This is a genomic window from Microbacterium sp. PF5 (assembly GCF_004794315.1).
Taxonomy (GTDB): domain Bacteria; phylum Actinomycetota; class Actinomycetes; order Actinomycetales; family Microbacteriaceae; genus Microbacterium; species Microbacterium sufflavum.
In genome coordinates this window covers 54,997-72,672 of record NZ_SSDQ01000133.1, presented here as the reverse complement: position 1 = coordinate 72,672, position 17,676 = coordinate 54,997, and the positions used below count along the sequence as shown (strand labels likewise).

General features: G+C 70.8%; 16 protein-coding genes. 6 read left to right on the top strand and 10 right to left on the bottom strand.

What is annotated here, in order from left to right:
• Positions 1-64: 64 nt before the first annotated feature.
• The 6 genes from DW297_RS12270 to DW297_RS12245 all read right to left on the bottom strand — a co-directional run bounded on the left by DW297_RS12270 (position 65) and on the right by DW297_RS12245 (position 7,878).
• The gene (locus DW297_RS12270) at positions 65-2,311 is read right to left on the bottom strand and encodes an exo-beta-d-1,3/1,6-glucosidase (RefSeq protein WP_136032770.1); all 2,247 of its coding nucleotides are present in this window, start codon (positions 2,309-2,311) and stop codon (positions 65-67) included.
• Positions 2,311-3,396, bottom strand: a complete 1,086-nt coding sequence (locus DW297_RS12265; RefSeq protein ID WP_205814343.1) for an ABC transporter permease — start codon at positions 3,394-3,396, stop codon at positions 2,311-2,313. The genes DW297_RS12270 and DW297_RS12265 overlap by 1 nt, the downstream gene beginning before the upstream one ends.
• 1 nt (position 3,397) lies before the next feature.
• Entirely contained in the window at positions 3,398-4,486 is a 1,089-nt protein-coding gene (locus DW297_RS12260; protein WP_136032768.1) for an ABC transporter permease, read from the bottom strand.
• Positions 4,483-5,286, bottom strand: a complete 804-nt coding sequence (locus tag DW297_RS12255) for an ABC transporter ATP-binding protein (protein ID WP_136032766.1) — start codon at positions 5,284-5,286, stop codon at positions 4,483-4,485. The genes DW297_RS12260 and DW297_RS12255 overlap by 4 nt, the downstream gene beginning before the upstream one ends.
• Entirely contained in the window at positions 5,283-6,107 is an 825-nt protein-coding gene (locus tag DW297_RS12250) for an ABC transporter ATP-binding protein (RefSeq protein WP_136032764.1), read from the bottom strand. The genes DW297_RS12255 and DW297_RS12250 overlap by 4 nt, the downstream gene beginning before the upstream one ends.
• A gap of 109 nt (positions 6,108-6,216) precedes the next feature.
• Positions 6,217-7,878 carry an ABC transporter substrate-binding protein gene (locus tag DW297_RS12245; RefSeq protein ID WP_136032762.1) on the bottom strand — a complete coding sequence of 554 codons (1,662 nt, stop codon included), beginning with the start codon at positions 7,876-7,878 and terminating at the stop codon, positions 6,217-6,219.
• Positions 7,879-8,003: 125 nt separating this feature from the next.
• Here DW297_RS12245 and DW297_RS12240 point away from each other — a divergent pair, with 125 nt between their 5' ends.
• The gene (locus DW297_RS12240; protein ID WP_136032760.1) at positions 8,004-8,648 is read left to right on the top strand and encodes a TetR/AcrR family transcriptional regulator; all 645 of its coding nucleotides are present in this window, start codon (positions 8,004-8,006) and stop codon (positions 8,646-8,648) included.
• A 20-nt stretch (positions 8,649-8,668) separates the two neighbouring features.
• Positions 8,669-9,886: an amidohydrolase gene (locus DW297_RS12235; RefSeq protein ID WP_136032758.1), complete on the top strand. Its 1,218-nt coding sequence runs from the start codon at positions 8,669-8,671 to the stop codon at positions 9,884-9,886.
• A 58-nt stretch (positions 9,887-9,944) separates the two neighbouring features.
• On the opposite strand, the gene DW297_RS12230 is transcribed toward DW297_RS12235, so the two are convergent.
• The 3 genes from DW297_RS12230 to DW297_RS12220 all read right to left on the bottom strand — a co-directional run bounded on the left by DW297_RS12230 (position 9,945) and on the right by DW297_RS12220 (position 12,220).
• Positions 9,945-10,262, bottom strand: coding sequence for a hypothetical protein (locus tag DW297_RS12230; RefSeq protein ID WP_136032757.1), 318 nt, complete (start codon positions 10,260-10,262; stop codon positions 9,945-9,947).
• Positions 10,263-10,311: 49 nt separating this feature from the next.
• Entirely contained in the window at positions 10,312-11,016 is a 705-nt protein-coding gene (locus DW297_RS12225) for a GTP pyrophosphokinase (protein ID WP_136032755.1), read from the bottom strand.
• Positions 11,017-11,143: 127 nt separating this feature from the next.
• A complete protein-coding gene (locus DW297_RS12220; protein ID WP_136032752.1) occupies positions 11,144-12,220 on the bottom strand; it encodes a VanZ family protein in 1,077 nt (358 codons plus the stop codon).
• 225 nt (positions 12,221-12,445) lie between these two features.
• Here DW297_RS12220 and DW297_RS12215 point away from each other — a divergent pair, with 225 nt between their 5' ends.
• Both DW297_RS12215 and DW297_RS18955 read left to right on the top strand, forming a co-directional pair.
• Positions 12,446-14,401 carry an APC family permease gene (locus DW297_RS12215; protein WP_446724372.1) on the top strand — a complete coding sequence of 652 codons (1,956 nt, stop codon included), beginning with the start codon at positions 12,446-12,448 and terminating at the stop codon, positions 14,399-14,401.
• A 155-nt stretch (positions 14,402-14,556) separates the two neighbouring features.
• Positions 14,557-14,727, top strand: coding sequence for a hypothetical protein (locus DW297_RS18955; protein WP_168442854.1), 171 nt, complete (start codon positions 14,557-14,559; stop codon positions 14,725-14,727).
• Between the two features lie 4 nt (positions 14,728-14,731).
• Here the strand turns inward: DW297_RS18955 and DW297_RS12210 are convergent, their stop codons facing one another.
• Entirely contained in the window at positions 14,732-16,138 is a 1,407-nt protein-coding gene (locus tag DW297_RS12210) for an aminotransferase-like domain-containing protein (RefSeq protein ID WP_136032750.1), read from the bottom strand.
• Between DW297_RS12210 and DW297_RS12205 the strand changes: the two genes are divergently transcribed.
• Positions 16,137-17,087: a DMT family transporter gene (locus tag DW297_RS12205; protein WP_136032748.1), complete on the top strand. Its 951-nt coding sequence runs from the start codon at positions 16,137-16,139 to the stop codon at positions 17,085-17,087. The genes DW297_RS12210 and DW297_RS12205 overlap by 2 nt on opposite strands.
• Positions 17,084-17,671 (top strand): GNAT family N-acetyltransferase, encoded by a 588-nt coding sequence (locus DW297_RS12200; protein WP_136032747.1) that lies wholly within the window; start codon positions 17,084-17,086, stop codon positions 17,669-17,671. Before DW297_RS12205 ends, DW297_RS12200 begins: the two co-directional genes overlap by 4 nt.
• Positions 17,672-17,676: the final 5 nt, after the last annotated feature.

Here is a 17,676-nt window from a genome sequence, read left to right as displayed (position 1 = left end):
AGACCTCAAGCGCGCTTGAGCTCAAATCGAGCGAACTCGTCCGTCCACCCTCCGCCCCACCGCCTCAGCCGATGCGGAACCCCGCCGCCCGCAGCACCTCCTCGCGCGAGCTCGGGCCGACCAGCAGCGTGAACGCGCCGGGCTCCACCCGGCGCACCCCCGCCGCATCGACGATCGTGCACTCGGCCGCCGGCACCTCCACCCGCACCCGCACGGACTCCCCCGGCGACACGTCGACCTGGCGATACGCCTTGAGCTCCCGATCGGTCCAGCTCACGCTCGTGACCTCGTCGCGCACGTACACCTGCACGGTCTCGCGCGCGGGCCGGGCTCCCGTGTTCGTCACGGTCACGTGACCGACGACCGTGTCGTCCGGGGTGAGAGCCTCCGCCTCCAGCTCCAGGTCGGAGTACTCGACCGTGGTGTACGAGCGCCCCTCGCCGAACGCCCAGGCGGGCGACTGCGTGAGGTCGGCGTACCGGTCGCCGTGCTGTCCGCGGATCTGGTTGTAGTAGGTCGGCTGCTGTCCCACGTGGCGCGCGAACGAGATCGGCAGTCGGCCGGACGGCTCGACCAGGCCCGCCATGACCTCGGCGAGCGCGCGACCGCCCTGCATCCCGGGGTTGGCCGCCCAGATCACGGCCGCCGCGCGCTGCGCCGACGCCGGGAGCACGAGCGGCTTCGACGCGAGCAGCACGATCACGACCGGCGTGCCGGTGTCGATCAGCGCGTCCAGCAGCGCGTTCTGGCCGCCGATGAGCTCGAGCGTGGCCGTCGAGCGGCCCTCACCCACGAGCTCGATCCGGTCGCCGACCACCGCGACCACGACGTCGGCGGCCTCGGCGTCGGCCACGGCCTCCGCGATCAGCGCCGCGTCGGGCGCACACGGCCGCACCACCGGCGGCCGCGGCTGCTTGTCGGGGAAGTGCATGCCCCGCGGGTCGTCCTCGAGGGTGAGGATGTCGGCGCCGCGCGTGTGCGTCACGCGCCAGCCGTCCACCGCGCGCAGCCCGTCGAGCACGGTCGTGATCATGTCGCGCGGCTGCCCGTCGAGCCACCCCGCCTGACCCGAACCTCCCGCCCAGTCGCCCAGCTGCGTCTGTGCGTCATCGGCCAGGGGTCCCGTCACGGCGATGCGCAGCGGGGCGGCGGGGTCGAGCGGCAGCACGCTGTCGTTCTCCAGCAGCACGAGGGAGCGTCGCGCCGTCTCCAGGTTCAGCTCGGCGTGCGCGGCGCTGCCCACCACGGACGACAGGTCTGCGCGCGGCAGTCGCGGATCCTCGAACAGCCCGAGCTCGAACTTGAGCGTGAGGATGCGAGCGACCGCGTCGTCGAACGCGTCGTCGGGCAGCAGCCCCTGCGCCACCGCGTCGAACGCGCCCTCGAAGAACCCGGGCGTGGTCATGACCATGTCGTTGCCCGCGCGCACCGCGGCCGCGGCCGCCTGGGTCAGGTCGGGCTGGATGCGCTGCTCCCACACCATGCGCCCGACGTTGTCCCAGTCGGTGATGAGGGTGCCGGTGTAGCCCCACTCGTCGCGCAGCACGTCGCTGAGCAGCCAGTCGTTCAGGGTGATCGGCACGCCGTCGGTGGTCTGGTAGCCGAGCATGAACGTGCGGCAGCCCTCGCGGGCCACGCGCTCGAACGGCGGCAGGAACCAGGAGCGCAGCTTGCGGCGCGAGATGTCGGCCTCGCTCGCATCCCGTCCGCCCTGCGTCTCGGAGTACCCCGCGAAGTGCTTGGCGGTCGCGAGGATCGCGGTCGGGTCGTCGAGCCCGTCGCCCTGGTAGCCGCGCACCATGGCGCTCGCGAGCTCGCCGATCAGGAACGGGTCCTCGCCGAACGTCTCGTTGATCCGGCCCCACCGCAGGTCGCGCGCGATGCACAGCACGGGAGAGAAGGTCCAGTGGATGCCGGTGACCGCGACCTCCTCCGCGGTGGCCCGCGCGACGCGCTCCAGCAGCCCGGCGTCCCACGTCGCGGCCATGCCCAGCTGGGTGGGGTAGATCGTCGCACCCGGCCAGAACGAGTGGCCGTGGATGCAGTCCTCGCCCACGAGCAGGGGGATGCGCAGGCGGGTCTGCGCCGTGAGCTCGTTCGCCCGCACGATGCGCTCGGGAGACGTGTGCAGGATCGAGCCGACGTGACGCCGCAGCACGTGGTCGTCGAGGTCGTCACGGGCGTCGAGCTGCAGCATCTGCCCGACCTTCTCCTCCACGCTCATGCGGGAGAGGAGGTCGGCGACGCGCTCGGGGATCGGCAGGGAGGGGTTCTGGTACGGAAGGGTGGTCGTCGGGAGCAGAGAGGTCATCACTTCGTGTTCTGTGTCGTCGTATCGGTGGTGTCGGTCGTCGGCAGGGGGACGGAGCGCACGGCCGTGACCGGCGCGTTCACGTCGAGCCCCTTCTTCTTCATGGCCCGTGCGCGCTCTCCGGCGGAACGCAGCCGCGGGTTCACATACTCGTCGATCCCGAAGTTGATCAGCGACAGGGCCACGCCGATGATGGCGATGCAGAGCCCCGCGGGCACGTACCACCACCACAACCGGGGGAAGGCGCCGTTCTGCTGCGCCCAGAACAGGATCGTGCCCCAGTTGAGGTTGCTCACCGGGATCACCCCGATGAACGCGAGCGTCGTGAGGCCGAGGATCGCGGCGGTCACGGTGCCGACGAAGCTCGACGCGATGAGCGCCATCAGGTTCGGCAGCATCTCGACCGTGATGATGCGGCGCAGCGGCTCGCCGTTGGCGCGGGCGGCCTGGATGAAGTCGCGGTTGCGCAGCGACATGGTCTGCGCCCGGAGCACGCGCGCACCCCACGCCCACCCGGTGAGCCCGAGCACGGCGGCGATCACGATCAGCGGCGGGTTGTCGAACTGCGACGCGATGATGATGATCAGCGGGATGCCGGGGATCACGAGGAAGACGTTCGTCAGCGCCGACAGCGACTCGCTCTTCCAGCCGCGCACGTACCCGGCGATCACGCCGACCGTGATGGCGATGATGGTGGCGATGAACGCGGCGAGGAAGCCGACGACGATCACCCCGCGCGTGCCGTAGATGATCTGGCTCAGCACGTCCTCCCCCATGTGCGTCGTCCCGAGCCAGTGCTCCCACGACGGCGGCTGGCGGAGCGCGGTGCGGTCCTTCTGGGTGGGTCCGTATGGGGCGATCCACGGGGCCAGGATCGCGACGAGCACGAAGATCCCGAGGATGATGAGCCCGGCCAGGGACTTCGGGTTGCGGAACATCGCGAACGCCTGGCCGAGCTGCGACCGGAACGTCGCGCGGTGCGGGTCGCCCGACGGCGCGGTGCGCAGGGTCGCGGTCTCCGGCATGCCCGAGGCGACAGGGGAGCCGTCGGGGGCGGTGCCTGCGGCGGTGGTGGGAACGGTCATGTCAGGCCTCCGTCTGGCGGGTGCGCGGGTCGAGGTAGGCGTAGACCACGTCGGCGAGGATGTTGGCCACGAGCACCGACAGCGTGATCACCAGGAACACGCCCTGCATGAGCGCGAAGTCCTTGGCGTTGGTGGCGTCGAGCAGCAGCTTGCCGACACCGGGATAGCTGAACACCATCTCCATGACGATGGTGCCGCCCACGATGAAGCCGATCGACAGCGCGAAGCTCTGGATCTGCGGGAGCACGGCGTTGCGGGCGGCGTAGGCCCACAGCACGCGCCGGTTCGGCATGCCCTTCGCCTGCGCGACCGTGATGTAGTCGTCGTCGAGCACGGTCAGCATCATGTTGCGCATGCCGAGCACCCAGCCGCCCAGCGAGGCCACCACGATGGTGAGCGCGGGCAGGGTGCCGTGCATGATCACCTGCCCGATGAAGTCCAGGCTCCACTCCGGCGACTGCCCCTTGTCGTAGGCGTGCGACGACGGGAACCACTTGAGCGTCGACGAGAAGACGGCGATCGCGATGAGCCCGAGCCAGAAATACGGGATCGTGTTGAAGAAGGTGGTCACCGGGATGATCGCGTCGAGCTTGCTGCCCCGCTTCCACCCCACGATGGCCCCGGCGACCGTGCCGATCGCGAACGAGATGATCGTCGCGATGCCGACCAGCCCGAGCGTCCACGGGAGGGCGGAGGCGAGCACCTCGGCGACCGGACGCAGACCGTGCAGCGTGGAGATGCCCAGGTCGCCGCGCAGCAGCATGCCCCAGTACTCGACGTACTGCTGCCACACCGATTTGTCGGAGTCGATGCCGAGCAGGATGCGCAGGGCGTCGGCGGCCTCCGGGCTCACGTTGGGGTTGCGCGCGAGGTACGAGCTCACCGCGTCGCCCTTCATGAGCCGGGGCAGGAAGAAGTTGATCGTGATCGCCGCCCACAGGGTGAAGAGGTAGAAGCCCGCGCGCCCGGCGAAGAAGCGCCACGGCACGCGACGCCGGCCACGGTCGACCGCCGTCGCGGTGGTGCCGACCTCGAGGGCGTCGCGCGCGACGAGGTCGTTGTCGTCCAGCTGGGGGAAGGCGGTACTCACCGCGCACCTCCGTTCGTGGTGGCGGCGAAGTGCTTCTCCGGGTCGGGAGAGGCGGCGCGCAGCTCGCGGGTGTAGGGGTTCTGCGGGTTCAGGATGACGTCGTCGGCGGTGCCGTACTCGACCACGCGGCCCTGGTTGAGCACCATGATCTCGTCGCTGAAGTGGCGGGCGGTGGCCAGGTCGTGCGTGATGTAGAGCACGCCGAGTCCCTCGTCACGCTGCAGCTCGGCGAGCAGGCTCAGCACGCCGAGACGGATCGACACGTCGAGCATCGACACGGGCTCGTCCGCCACGAGCAGCGACGGGCGGGAGGCGAGGGCGCGGGCGATGGCCACACGCTGCCGCTGGCCGCCCGACAGTTCGTGCGGGCGGCGGTCGATCACGGCGTCGGCGTCGAGCCGCACGCGGGCGAGCAGGCGCCGCACCTCGGCATCGGTGTCCTTCTTCGGCACGACGTCGTCGAGGCGGATGGGCCGCTCCAGGTGGTAGCGGATGGAGTGGGAGGGGTTGAGCGAGGCGAACGGATCCTGGAACACCATGCGCAGCTGCTGACGGTAGCTCCGCAGCCCCCTGCCGCGCCGCGGGATCGGGGTGCCGTCGAGCAGCACCTCCCCGCTGGTGGGGGTCTCGAGCTGGGTGAGGATCTTCGCGATCGTGGACTTGCCGCTGCCGGACTGCCCGACGAGTCCGATCGTGCGTCCGGACTCGAGGGTGAAGCTCACGTCGTCGAGGGCCTTGATCTGGCCGGCGCCGCGCACGGTGTAGCTCTTGGTGACGTGTCGGAACTCGAGCGTGGTCATCGCACCAGCACCCCTCTCTCGCCGGTCAGCCGGGGGAACGACGACAGCAGCCGCCGCGTGTACTCGTGCTGCGGCGCGTTCCAGATGCGCTCGGCCGTGTCGAGCTCGACGATCTCGCCCTCGCGCATGATCGCGATGCGGTCGCTGATCTCGAGCAGCAGCGGCAGGTCGTGGGTGATGAAGACGACCGAGAACCCGAACTCGCGCCGCAGCTGCGAGATCTGCTTCAGGATCTCGCGCTGCACCAGCACGTCGAGCGCCGTGGTGGGCTCGTCCATCACCATCAGCTGCGGACGCAGGGCGAGCGCCATCGCGATCATCACGCGCTGGCGCATGCCGCCCGACAGCTCGTGCGGGAAAGACCGGTGGCGCTGGCGGCCGACCTTCACGATCTCGAGCAGTTCCTCCGCCTCGGCCCTGCGCTGACGCCGATTCATGTCGGGACGGTGGATCTCGAACACGTCCTCCAGTTGCGAGCCGACCGTGGCGACCGGGTTGAGGGCGTTCATCGCGCCCTGGAACACCATCGACACCTTGTCCCAGCGGAATCGCTGCATCGCGTCGACGTCGAGCGCGTTGATGTCGATGTCCGCTCCGGAGGCATCGTGGAAGGTCACACTGCCCCCGGTGATGACGGCGGGAGCACGCAGCAGCCGCTGCACGCCGTAGGCGAGCGTGGTCTTGCCGCAGCCGCTCTCCCCGGCGAGCCCGAGGATCTCGCCGCGCTGGAGTTCGAGGGTCACGTCCTTCACCGCCGCGACGGGCGGATCGACGTCGTACACGACCGAGAAGTCGCGCACGGTGAGCAGGGGGTCTGGCATGGGGTGTCCTTCGTGGGAGGCGTCCGTCGTCTCGTCGCTCCGCTTCTCGCTCAGGAACCGGTCGCCGAGGGCGAACCGGTCCCTGAGCGGTCGGAGCGAGACGACGGGTCTACTCGGCGGGCTTCAGCTTCGTGAGGATCTGCACGATGTTCGGCTGCGTGGGGTCGGCCGACGCGTACGTGTCGGTCTCCGAGGGCCAGCCGACGTAGTTGCGCGTGTTGAACTCGCCCAGCAGCGGGTGGGCGCCCAGCGGGATGGCCGGCACCTGCTCCGAGAAGATCGTCTGCAGCGTGTCGATCGCGGCGGTGCGCTCCTCGTCGGACGAAGCGTTCGCGTACGTGTTCAGCGCCGTCGTCGCCGCGGGGTCGTCGAAGCGGCCGAAGTTGAAGCCGGCCTTGCCCTCGGGGGAGATCCACCGCGGGTCCATGGTCGAGGTGTACAGGCCGTAGGCGGTGCCGCTGTCCTCCAGCCAGTGGATGATCGCGGAGAAGGTGCCGTTGTCGCGGGGGTCGGCCCAGCCGCCCCAGTCGGGCATGTCGATCTTGACCTCGGCGCCGATGCCGTCCTTCACGTCTTCGGCGATGAGCTCCTGTGCGGTGTTCCAGTCGCTCCAGCCGGACGGGACGGAGAGCGTGAACGACACGGGCGTGCCGTCCGGGTCGATCAGGGCGTCGTCCTTCCAGGTGTACCCGGCGGTCTCGAGCAGGTCGCGCGCCTTGTCGGCGTCGACCTTGTAGTCCACGCCCTGGAACTCGGGCTGGATCTCGTCCTCGAGGATCGACGACAGGCCGGTGACCGACCAGACGGGCTCACTGGCGCCTTCGCGGGCGATGTCGACGTAGGCGTCGCGGTCGATCACCCAGGCGAGCGCCTGCCGGAAGGCCGGGTCGTCGAACGGCTTCTGCTGCAGGTTCATGAACAGCGTGGCGGAGCCGGTGGTCGGGGAGGCGAGGAACTGGTTGTGCTCGGGGTCGGCCGAGAGGAACTGCTCCTCGATCTGCGGGATGAACGCCTGGGCCCAGTCGGCGTCGCCATTGGCGAGAGCCGTGGTGAGGGCGGTGTTGTCGCCGTAGGAGACGTAGTGCAGCTCGGGCACGGCGAGGTCGCCGGCCCAGTAGTCGTCGCGGGCGTCGAGCGTGACCGACTCGGTCGACCAGTTCGCCATCGCGTAGGGGCCGGTGCCGACGAGGTCGTCGCCCTTGACGGGGTCGGTGGCCGGGTCGTCGAACTTCTCCCAGATGTGCTTGGGGACGATGGGCACGTGCAGCACGCGCGCCTGGTTGACGTACTTGGAGTCGCCGAAGCTCAGCACGACCGTGTCGCCGTCGACCTCGGCTCCCTCGTACTTGAGGCCGGCGGTGTCGAGCGCGGGGATCGAGGCGGTCTCGAAGGAGAAGACGATGTCGTCGGCCGTGAACGGCTCGCCGTCGCTCCAGGTGACGCCCTCGCGGGGGACGACCGTGAGCTGCGTGTAGTCGTCGTTCCACTCGAGGCTCTCGGCGAGCCACGGCGTGGTTCCGCGGTCTCCCGTCTGGTTCACCAGGGCCAGGGTCTCGAACACGACCTTGGCGTAGCCGTACTTCGACGCGGCGGAGTCGCCGACGAACGGGTTGTTCGACTCGGTGGTGATGGCGCCGTCCGGCTTGGCGATGGTGAGGGCGGCGCCGCCGGCTGCGGCGTCGTCCGACCCTCCGGACGAGCATCCGGCGAGGGCCGAGACCCCGAGTGCGGTGATCGCGGTGGCGGCGATCAGAGACGTTCTGAGCTTCATTGCTTCTCCTTGGGCACGGTCGTTGTGCGGCGGCGGTTTGCTTACTGTCGAGAAAGTAAGCTGAGGTGAGGTTACCGAGGAGTAAGTTGGTTGGCAAGCGGGGCCGGTTGAGGAGAGGACGACGCATGTCGGAGAGCGATCACGCCGTGCGGGTGCGCCCGGCGACGCGGGAGAAGCGCGAGCAGATCCTCAAGGCGGCCATCGAGATCTTCGGCAACAAGGGCTCGACCAACGGCACCCTCGCCGATGTCGCCGAGCAGGTCGGCATCACGCACGCCGGGGTGCTCCACCACTTCGGCTCGAAGCAGAAGCTGCTGCTCGAGGTGCTGGCCTACCGCGACCAGGACGACGTCGCCGGGCTCGCCCAGAAGCACATCCCCGACGGCCCCGAGCTGTTCCTGCACCTCGTGCGCACGGCCCTCACGAACGAGAAGCGCCCGGGCATCGTGCAGGCGTACACCGTGCTCTCGGCGGAATCGGTGACCGACGACCACCCCTCCCGCCCCTACTTCGAGGACCGCTACACCACCCTCCGCCGCGAGGTCGCCGCCGCCTTCGGCGAGCTCTGCGTGCAGGAGGGCGTGACCGAGCCCGACACGATCGCGGCGGCGTCGGCCGCGATCCTCGCCGTGATGGACGGCCTGCAGCTGCAGTGGCTGCTGCACCCCGACGCGGTCGACCTGGCCGACGCCAGCGCCTTCGCGATCCGCGCGATCGTGAACGGCGTGCTCCACCCCGGGCCGGAGCTCGAGTCCTACGCCCGGCCCTGACCGCGGGCTAGGCTCGGCCCATGGCCATCGATCTCGAAGCGCTCTACATCGACCTCCATCAGCACCCCGAGCTCTCGTTCCAGGAGACGCGCACCGCGGGCATCGCCGCCCAGCACCTGCGTGACCTCGGGCTCGACGTGGAGGAGGGCGTCGGCGTGACCGGCGTCGTCGGCGTGCTGCGCAACGGCGACGGCCCCGTGGTGTGGGTGCGCGCCGACATGGACGCCCTGCCCGTGGAGGAGCAGACCGGCCGCGCGTACGCGAGCACCGCCAAGGGCGTCGACCCGTCCGGCACCACCGTGCCCGTCATGCACGCGTGCGGCCACGACATGCACGTGACCGCGATGATCGGCGCGGTCGAGAAGCTCGTGGCGGAGCGCGAGGACTGGTCGGGCACGCTCGTGGTGCTCATCCAGCCCGCGGAGGAATACGGTGCCGGCGCCAGGGCCATGCTCGACGACGGCCTGCTCGCCCGGTACCCGAAGCCCGACGTGGTGCTCGGCCAGCACGTGACCCCGCTCCCCGCGGGCGTGATCGGGGTGCGCAGCGGCACGCAGATGGCCGCGTCGGACGGCCTCACCGTCACCCTCCACGGCCGCGGCGGCCACGGCTCCCGGCCGCACGCCACGATCGACCCCGTCGTGATGGCGGCCGCCACGGTGATGCGCTTGCAGACCATCGTGTCGCGCGAGATCGACCCGCAGGGGGTGGCCGTGGTCACGGTCGGATCGATCCACGCCGGCCTCAAGAACAACATCATCCCGGCCGAGGCGAAGCTCGAGCTCAGCCTCCGCTACCCGAACGACCAGGTGCGCGAGAAGGTGCTCGCGAGCGTGGAGCGCATCGTGCGCGCCGAAGCCACCGCATCCGGCGCCGAGCGGGAGCCCGAGATCCGCACCGACCACACCCTGCCCGCCACGATCAACGACGAGGAGGCGACCGAGCGCGTCACGACGGCACTCCAGCGTGCGCTCGGCGAGACCGCCGTGATCGACCCCGGCATGTTCACCGGCAGCGAGGACGTCTCCTGGTTCGCGCGGGACGCGGGCGTGCCGCTCGTGTTCTGGTTCTGGGGTGGCGTGGATCCCGCACGGTTCGCCGAGGCCCTCGCCGCCGGCCGCCTGGAGCAGGACATCCCCACCAACCACTCTCCGTTCTTCGCCCCCGAGATCCACCCCACGATCGAGGTCGGGGTCACGGCCATGTCGGCCGCCGCGCGCGAGTTCCTGGGCGCGTAGCGGGGCGACACCCGAGCTGGGTGGCTCCGGAGCGGCGACGCGGATCAGTGGCCGCGGATCAGATCCCGCGCACCGTGACGCGCTCGCGGCCGAGCTGGCTGCTGCGGTTGTTGAGGCACCGCGTGCACAGCAGCTCCACGCGGCGCGGGTGGCCGCCACCGCAGACGCACTCGGTCGTCACCCGCCACGCGGCCGCCCTGCCGCACGGCACCGGGGCGTCGCGACCGGTGTCGACGGCGGTGTGAGGGGTGTCGGACCCGGTGTGCGGACACTCGCAGCGCGGACCCTCGTCGAGGTCGGGCAGGAGCGCCGGGTCGGTGTGCGGACGGTCGTCCGTCGCGGGCGACGTGCGGGCGGGCGAGGCGGCGGAGGTCATCGCCGTCATGCTCCCACGACCCGCGGAACGGCGCGACGGGTGGCCCGGGTCACACGCCCACGATGCGCGGAGCCGGCGGGGGCGGCGGGGCGAGCTGCCGGCGCGGGACGCCGTGCGCCTCGCGGTGCAGGCGCTCCATGCGGCTGTCGAGCTCGGCGGCCGCATCCGCCGCATCGGTCAGGCTCTGCACGAGGTGCGAGGGCACCTGGTTGGAGAACTTGTAGTAGATCTTGTGCTCCAGGCTCGCCCAGAAGTCCATCGCGATCGTGCGGAACTGCACCTCCACCGGCACCGAGAGCGCGCCGGTCGACAGGAACACGGGCACCTCGATGATCGCGTGCAGGCTCTTGTAGCCGTTGGCCTTCGGCTGCGCGATGTAGTCCTTCACGGTGCGCACGGTCACGTCGTCCTGCGCGGTGAGCAGGTCGAACAGCCGGTACACGTCGGCGACGAAACTGCACGTGACCCGCACCCCGGCGATGTCGGTGATCTCGGTGCGGATGCGCTCGAAGTCGGGCTCGTCGATCCCCTTGCGCGCGAGCTTCTCCACGATGCTGTCCGGCGACTTCAGGCGGCTCTTCACGTGCTCGATCGGGTTGTAGGCGTGGTCGTGCGTGAACTCGTCGCGCAGGATCGAGATCTTCGTCTCCACCTCCCGCATGCCGAACTCGTACTCGCGCAGGAAGCGCTGCAGCTGATCGCGCAGCTCCTTGGCCTCGCTGATCATGGCTTCGTCGACCGGGATCACGCTCATGGGATCGACGTTATCGATCCGTGATCGGAAAGCGCTGTGGATTATCACGGTCACGCGGGAGCATCCGGCGCGTCCCGACCGAGCCCGGCCTCCCTGGCACGGACGATCAGCCGGGCAGGGCGACCGGTCAGGCCGACGCGACGGGCGCCGACGCCTCCCGCTCCCGCGCGTCCTCCACGTCCTGCCCGGAGAGGAGCCCGGGGAGCCCGCGGCCGCGACGCGTGGTGAACAGCAGCACGACCGCCACCGGGTAGAGCACCGAAGAGATCAGGTCGAACGGGAAGCCGAGCAGGGCGAGCGCGCCGATGCCGCCGATGCCGCCCGCCCACCGCAGCAGGCGCGCGAGCATCATCGGCAGGCGCGAGCCGGTGTAGCGCAGCTGCACCGCGACATCGCCGACCGAGCGACCGGTGACGAGGATCAGAACGAGCCACAGGCCCGAGGCGGCCACCGTGCTCACCAGCTCCGACGCAGCGCCGTCGAGCACCGCCGCCCGGTCGTCCACGACGTACGCGAGCCAGAGCTGCACGGTCACGGCGACGACAGCGCTCACGAAGAAGTACGCCAGACCGTCGCACAGCATCGCCAGGGCCCGGCGTCCGCGCGTGACCGGGCGCGGCTGATCCGCATCCGCGGCGGCGCGCGAGCCGCGCAGGGCGCGCGGCACGACGAGTGCGAGCGTGCAGCCCACGACCGCGCCGATCGTGTTGGTCATCAGGTCGCCGACGTCGAAGAACCGGTACGCGCACGGGTACAGTCCCCACACGCCGGTCAGCTGCGTGGTCTCGACCAGCAGCGAGAGCCCGAGACCGGCGAGCAGGGCGACCACGACCCCGCGGCCGGCCAGCACCCGCACGAACGCCCCGAGCGGGAGGAACAGCAGCACGTTGAAGGCGAGCTGCAGGAACGCCGGGTGACGCAACGGCTGGGGAGACGCGAACGCGCGCTGCAGATCGTGCACGACCGACATCGGGTCGATGATCGCGCCGACGCAGCGGATCGCGTCGGGGTCGGGCAGAGGCAGCAGCGTGTACGTCCAGATCGCCCAGAAGTAGATCAGGGCGGCGAGCCACAGCATCGTCCGCCCGAAGCTGAGCCTCCCGCGGCGGCGGTAGCTGATCGCGACGAACGGCACGAACAGCACGATGCCGACGGCCATTCCGATCGCGATCGCGATGACACCCAGAACGACCTGCTCCCCCATGGAGAACAAGGCTACGCGGTGCCCGTAAGGATTCCGTCAGGGTGCGGAATGCGACCGTAGGGATTCCGTAAGGATCTTGTGAGGGCGCCGCGCGCGGGCGTAGTGTCGCCGGACGTGTCAGAAGAAACCCGACTCGGCGTGGACGCGCCGCCGCGAGCGAAGCGCATCCTCATCGGCGACCCGCTGACGAGCGAGCAGGTCGACGAGCAGCTGCTCCCCAAGCGCATGGCGCTGCCGATCTTCGCCTCCGACGCACTGAGCTCGGTGGCCTATGCGCCGCAGGAGCTCGTGATGATCCTGCTGATCGGCGGGCTCACGTTCCTGTCGTTCACGCCGCTCGTCGCGATCGCCGTCGTGGTGCTGCTGCTCGTGGTGGTGCTCAGCTACCGTCAGCTCATCAAGGCCTACCCCTCGGGCGGCGGCGACTACGAGGTCGCGTCGAAGAACCTCGGCGAGATCCCCGGCGTGATCGTGGCGGCGGCACTCCTGGTCGACTACGTGCTGACCGTCGCGGTGTCGGTCGCCTCGGGCGTGGACAACATCATCTCGGCCGTGCCGGGGCTCGACCCCTTCCGCGTCGAACTCGCGGTGGGCTTCGTGATCCTCATCATCATCGTGAACCTGCGCGGCGTGCGCGAGGCGTCGCTGGTGTTCGCGATCCCGACGTACGTGTTCATCGGCTCGGTCGGCATCATGATCGTCACGGGCCTGATCCGCACGGTCTTCGGCGACGCCCCCGTCGCGTCCAGCGCGGACTTCAGCGTGCAGGCGGAGAGCCTGAGCCAGGCGGCCGTCATCCTCCTCATCCTGCGCGCGTTCTCGAGCGGATGCTCCGCGCTCACCGGTGTCGAGGCCGTGTCGAACGGCGTGCCCGCGTTCCGGGCGCCGAAGGTACGCAACGCCCAGTCCACGCTCGTGCTCATGGGCACCATCGCGATCTGCCTGTTCTCCGGCCTCACCGCCCTCGCGCTCATCACGGGCGTGCACTACGCCGAGAACCCGTGCGACCTGATCGGCTTCGACTGCACCACGCCGCAGCCGAGCCTGATGGCGCAGATCGCGGCCGCGACGTTCGGCGGCGGCAGCATCCCCTTCTTCATCGTGCAGGCCGCGACCGCGTGCGTGCTGCTGCTCGCGGCGAACACGGCCTTCAACGGCTTCCCGCTGCTGGGCGCGGTGCTCGCGCGCGACGGCTACGCCCCCAAGTCGCTCAACACCCGCGGCGACCGCCTGGTGTTCTCGAACGGCATGATCCTGCTCGGCATCGCGGCGATCGCGGTGCTGGTGGTGTTCCAGGCCCGGCTGACGACACTGATCCAGCTGTACATCATCGGGGTGTTCGTGTCGTTCTCGCTCGGGCAGATCGGCATGGTGCGCCACTGGCGGCGCGTGCTGCGAGAACCGGCTGCGGGACCGCGAGACGGCGCGGCGGCGACCGACCGCCGCTCGGCGAAGGTGGGCCTGCTGATCAACTCGGCCGGGGCGACCCTCACGGTGCTGGTGCTGGTCATCGTGACCATCACCAAGTTCACGCACGGCGCCTACCTGGTGTTCTTCGCGATCCCGGTGCTCGCGTTCCTCATGATCGGCGTGAAGCGGTACTACCGCGACGTGGAGCACGAGATCGCGATCGACGACACCACCCGCTTCGGGGCGTCGGGCGACGTGGCGATCGTGCTCGTGAACCACCTGCAGAAGCCGGTCATGAAGGCCATCGACTACGCGATCGCCGCCAAGCACGACAAGACGCTCGCGGTGCACGTGGCCGTGTCGGCAGACGACGCGGCGACGCTCCAGCGCGAGTGGGCGGAGCACCTCGTGCCGGTGCCCCTCGTGATCGTCGAGTCGCCGTACCGCTCGTTCGCGCAGCCGGTGACGCAGTTCATCCGCCAGTACCGCGAGAAGCACGGCTCCTCGGTCGTGACCGTGTATCTGCCGCAGTACATCGTGGGCCACTGGTGGGAGTCGTTCCTGCACAACCGGCGGGCACGTCGACTCGCGAACCAGCTCATGCTGGTGCACGGCGTCTCGATCACCCTGGTGCCGTGGCTGCTCGACTCGTCCGAGCTCATCTACGGTCGCCGCTCCCGCCCGCTGCCCGGCCAGGAGCGCGCCGGCCGCCCGGTCGTGGTGTCGGGCCGACGCGCCCACCGCCCCGCCGGTCCCCCCTCGACGGACTGAGTCCGGCGGGTTCCGCGCGCGCCGGCTCAGCCGAGACCGCCGGGTCGAGGCCGCACCTGCCATGCTCCATGGCAGTCATTTCGGATCATACTGTCGTCATATGAGGTAGTCTGGAGGGTGAGATGAGCGCGCGCACTACCCAGGGGAGAAGAACGATGTATCTCGTGCTGGCTCTCGCCGTGATCAGCGCCGCCGGGAACGCGGTGGTCTACGAGTTCCTCTCCGGGGAGAATCCGATCTTCCTGCTCAACGTCGCGATCTCCCTGCTCGTCGCGGTCGCCCTGCTGTTCCCCGCGCTGCGAAAGAAGCTCTGGCCGCGGAAGTGAGGAATCAGGACCGGTCGACGACGGCGCCGAGGATGCCCGCGGCCTCGGCGTACCGGGAGGGATCGGCGTTCGCGTAGGTGAGTCGCACGTACGCGCCAGCGGGCTCCGCCGGGAACCACTCTCCGCCCGGGGCGATGAGCAGCCCGCGGAGCTCGCACTCCCGCACGACCCGGCCGACGTCCGTCCCCTCCGGCAGCCGCGCCCACAGGTTCAGGCCGCCCGCCGGCACGTTCTCCACCGTCACCCCGGGCGCGTGCGCTGCGAGGCTCGACACCAGCAGGTCACGGCGCGTGCGCAGCTGTTCGCGGAATCCGCGCAGGTGCGTGCGCCAGGCCGGCTGCGTCACCACGTCGAGCGCCGCGGCCTGCAGCAGCCCGCTCACGTACATGCCCTCGGCAGCCCGGTCCACGAGGATCCGCTCGCGCGCCGGGCCGCGGGCGATCACCGCCGCCACGCGCAGCGCGGGCGAGACGCTCTTGGTGAGCGAGCGCACGTACACCACGTGTCCGTCGTCGTCGGCCGCGGCGAGGGGATGCGCGTCGGCGTCGATGCCGAGGTCGTGCGCCCAGTCGTCCTCGATGAGGAACGCCCCGTGCCGCCGCACGATCTCGAGCACCGCCTCCCCCGTCGCCACGGACCAGCGTGCGCCGCTCGGATTCGCGAACGTCGGCTGGGCGTAGAACGCCCGCGCTCCCGTCCGCGCGAACGCCCGCTCCACCTCGTCCGGGTCGGGGCCGGCGGGTCCGGAAGAGATCGGCACCAGTGCGACCCCCGCCTGCTCCGCCGCGAGCAGCGCACCCCAATACGTGGGCGACTCGATGAGCAGCGGCCGCCCGGTCCCCACGACGGCCCGGAAGATCGAGCTGAGACCGCTCTGGCTGCCGGCCACGACCAGCGCGTCCCTGGGCGACGGCGCCGCGATGCCGGAGGGGACGGTCGCCGCCAGCTCCGCGGCGAACCATGCCTGGAGCTCGGGGAGACCGGCGGCCGGGGAGCGCGTCACCGCGGCGGGGGTGCGCGACGCCCGGACGAGCGCTTGCCGGACCAGGCGCTCCGGCAGCAGCTCGGGCGAGGGATAGCCCGAGTGCAGGCCGATGACGTCCGGGGCGGCGGTGCGCTGCGTCGCGGAGAGGCCAGAGGAGCGCATGGGGGCGGGGCCGAGCGCGGCGGTCTGCCAGCTGTGGTCCAGCGCTCTGGCCGGCCGCGCGGCCCGGACGAACGTGCCGACCCCCGGCCGCGTGTCGATCAGACCGCTGCGCGCGAGCTGCTGCACGGCGCGCTGCACCGTGACCGGGCTCGCCCCGTACTCGGCGACGAGCGCGCGACTGGACGGGAGCCGGGCACCGGGTGCGGCCGACGCCACCCAGGCACGCAGTCCGCGGACGATGCGCTCGGTGCTATCCTGACCCATGAAAGAACAGAGTAGCGCTACTGTCCTTCGTCCGACAGTGCTATCCGGATACGCAGGTGCCGCCTGGGGGCTCCTGGGCGTGATCGCCTTCTCCTTCACGCTGCCCTTCACCCGCGTCGCGGTCGCCGGACTCTCCCCCCTGTTCATCGGGTCGGCGCGCGCCGTGGTCGCGGCCGTCCTCGCCGCGGGCGTGCTCACTCTCGCGCGGTCCCGCACACCCACGGCCCGACAGTGGGCACGCCTCGCGGTCGTCGCAGGCGGCGTGGTCGTCGGCTTCCCGATCCTCACCTCCTTCGCCCTCACCACGACGCCCGGAAGTCACGCCGCGGTCGTGATCGGCCTGCTCCCCGCCGCCACCGCCGTCGCCGTCGTGGTGCGCACGGGACAGAGGCCGGCGCGGTCGTTCTGGGTCTTCGCGGCCGCCGGCGCCGCGTGTGCCGTCGTGTTCGCCGTGGCACAGGGCGGGGGACTCGGCACCCTCCACGTCGCCGACCTGCTGCTCTTCGGGGCCGTGCTCGCCGCGGCCGTCGGCTACGCGGAGGGCGGCCTGCTCGCGCGCGAGCTCGGGTCGTGGCAGACGATCTCCTGGGCGCTCGTGCTCGCCGCTCCCCTGATGGCCGCGCTCGCTGTCGTCGCCGCGGTCGCGCAGCCGCCCGCCGCGACACCCGTGCAGTGGCTCGCGTTCGCCTATCTCGCCGCGGTCAGCATGTTCCTCGGCTTCTTCGCCTGGTACCGCGGACTCGCGATCGGGCCGATGGCGCAGGTGAGCCAGATCCAGCTCGTGCAGCCGGTGATGGGTATCGCGTGGGCGGGGCTGCTGCTGCACGAGCAGATCGGCTGGCCCACGGTCGCGGGAGGACTGGCCGTGATCGCCTGCGCGGCCCTCGCCGTACGCACCCGGCAGTCCGGGGTCGCGCGGCGCGGAGCCCACCCTAGGCTGAGGGCATGACCGAAGGCGTTCCCTGGCCCGTCCGCACCCCCCGGCTGCAGCTGCGTCCGTGCACACCCGACGATCTCGACGCGATGTGGGGGTGGCGACGCCTGCCCGAGGTGAACCGCTGGCTGGGCCTCGCGCCCGACACGATCGAGGCGTTCCGCGAGCGCCACCTCGAGCCCGCCCGACTGGCGTCGCTGTACCTGATCGAGCGCCTGCCCGAGCACGAGGGTGACGCCCCCACCCCCATCGGCGACCTCATGATCCGCATCGAGGACGCCTGGGCGCAGCTCGAGGTCGCCGAGCGCGCGAAGGGCGTGGAGGCCGAGCTCGGCTGGGTGCTCGACCCCGCCTCCACAGGCCGCGGCTATGCGACCGAGGCGGTGCGGGCGGCGATCGAGGTGTGCTTCGGCCCGCTCGGCCTGCGCCGCGTGCACGCCGGCTGCTTCGCCGACAACGAGCCCTCCTGGCGGCTCATGGAGCGGCTCGGCATGCGCCGGGAGGAGCACAGCCGCAAGACCGCCCTGCACCGCTCGGGCGAGTGGCTCGACGGCATGAACTACGGTCTGCTCGCCGAGGAGTGGCCGGTAGGGAGCTGACCCCC

Bases quoted from the DNA above. Each gene is read 5' to 3' on its own strand.
- DW297_RS12270 (WP_136032770.1), bottom strand. From the start codon at position 2,311: ATGACCTCTCTGCTCCCGACGACCACCCTTCCGTACCAGAACCCCTCC.
- DW297_RS12265 (WP_205814343.1), bottom strand. From the start codon at position 3,396: ATGACCGTTCCCACCACCGCCGCAGGCACCGCCCCCGACGGCTCCCCT.
- DW297_RS12255 (WP_136032766.1), bottom strand. From the start codon at position 5,286: ATGACCACGCTCGAGTTCCGACACGTCACCAAGAGCTACACCGTGCGC.
- DW297_RS12250 (WP_136032764.1), bottom strand. From the start codon at position 6,107: ATGCCAGACCCCCTGCTCACCGTGCGCGACTTCTCGGTCGTGTACGAC.
- DW297_RS12245 (WP_136032762.1), bottom strand. From the start codon at position 7,878: ATGAAGCTCAGAACGTCTCTGATCGCCGCCACCGCGATCACCGCACTC.
- DW297_RS12240 (WP_136032760.1), top strand. From the start codon at position 8,004: ATGTCGGAGAGCGATCACGCCGTGCGGGTGCGCCCGGCGACGCGGGAG.
- DW297_RS12235 (WP_136032758.1), top strand. From the start codon at position 8,669: ATGGCCATCGATCTCGAAGCGCTCTACATCGACCTCCATCAGCACCCC.
- DW297_RS12230 (WP_136032757.1), bottom strand. From the start codon at position 10,262: ATGACCTCCGCCGCCTCGCCCGCCCGCACGTCGCCCGCGACGGACGAC.
- DW297_RS12225 (WP_136032755.1), bottom strand. From the start codon at position 11,016: ATGAGCGTGATCCCGGTCGACGAAGCCATGATCAGCGAGGCCAAGGAG.
- DW297_RS12220 (WP_136032752.1), bottom strand. From the start codon at position 12,220: ATGGGGGAGCAGGTCGTTCTGGGTGTCATCGCGATCGCGATCGGAATG.
- DW297_RS12215 (WP_446724372.1), top strand. From the start codon at position 12,446: ATGGCGCTGCCGATCTTCGCCTCCGACGCACTGAGCTCGGTGGCCTAT.
- DW297_RS18955 (WP_168442854.1), top strand. From the start codon at position 14,557: ATGTATCTCGTGCTGGCTCTCGCCGTGATCAGCGCCGCCGGGAACGCG.
- DW297_RS12205 (WP_136032748.1), top strand. From the start codon at position 16,137: ATGAAAGAACAGAGTAGCGCTACTGTCCTTCGTCCGACAGTGCTATCC.
- DW297_RS12210 (WP_136032750.1), bottom strand. From the start codon at position 16,138: ATGGGTCAGGATAGCACCGAGCGCATCGTCCGCGGACTGCGTGCCTGG.
- DW297_RS12200 (WP_136032747.1), top strand. From the start codon at position 17,084: ATGACCGAAGGCGTTCCCTGGCCCGTCCGCACCCCCCGGCTGCAGCTG.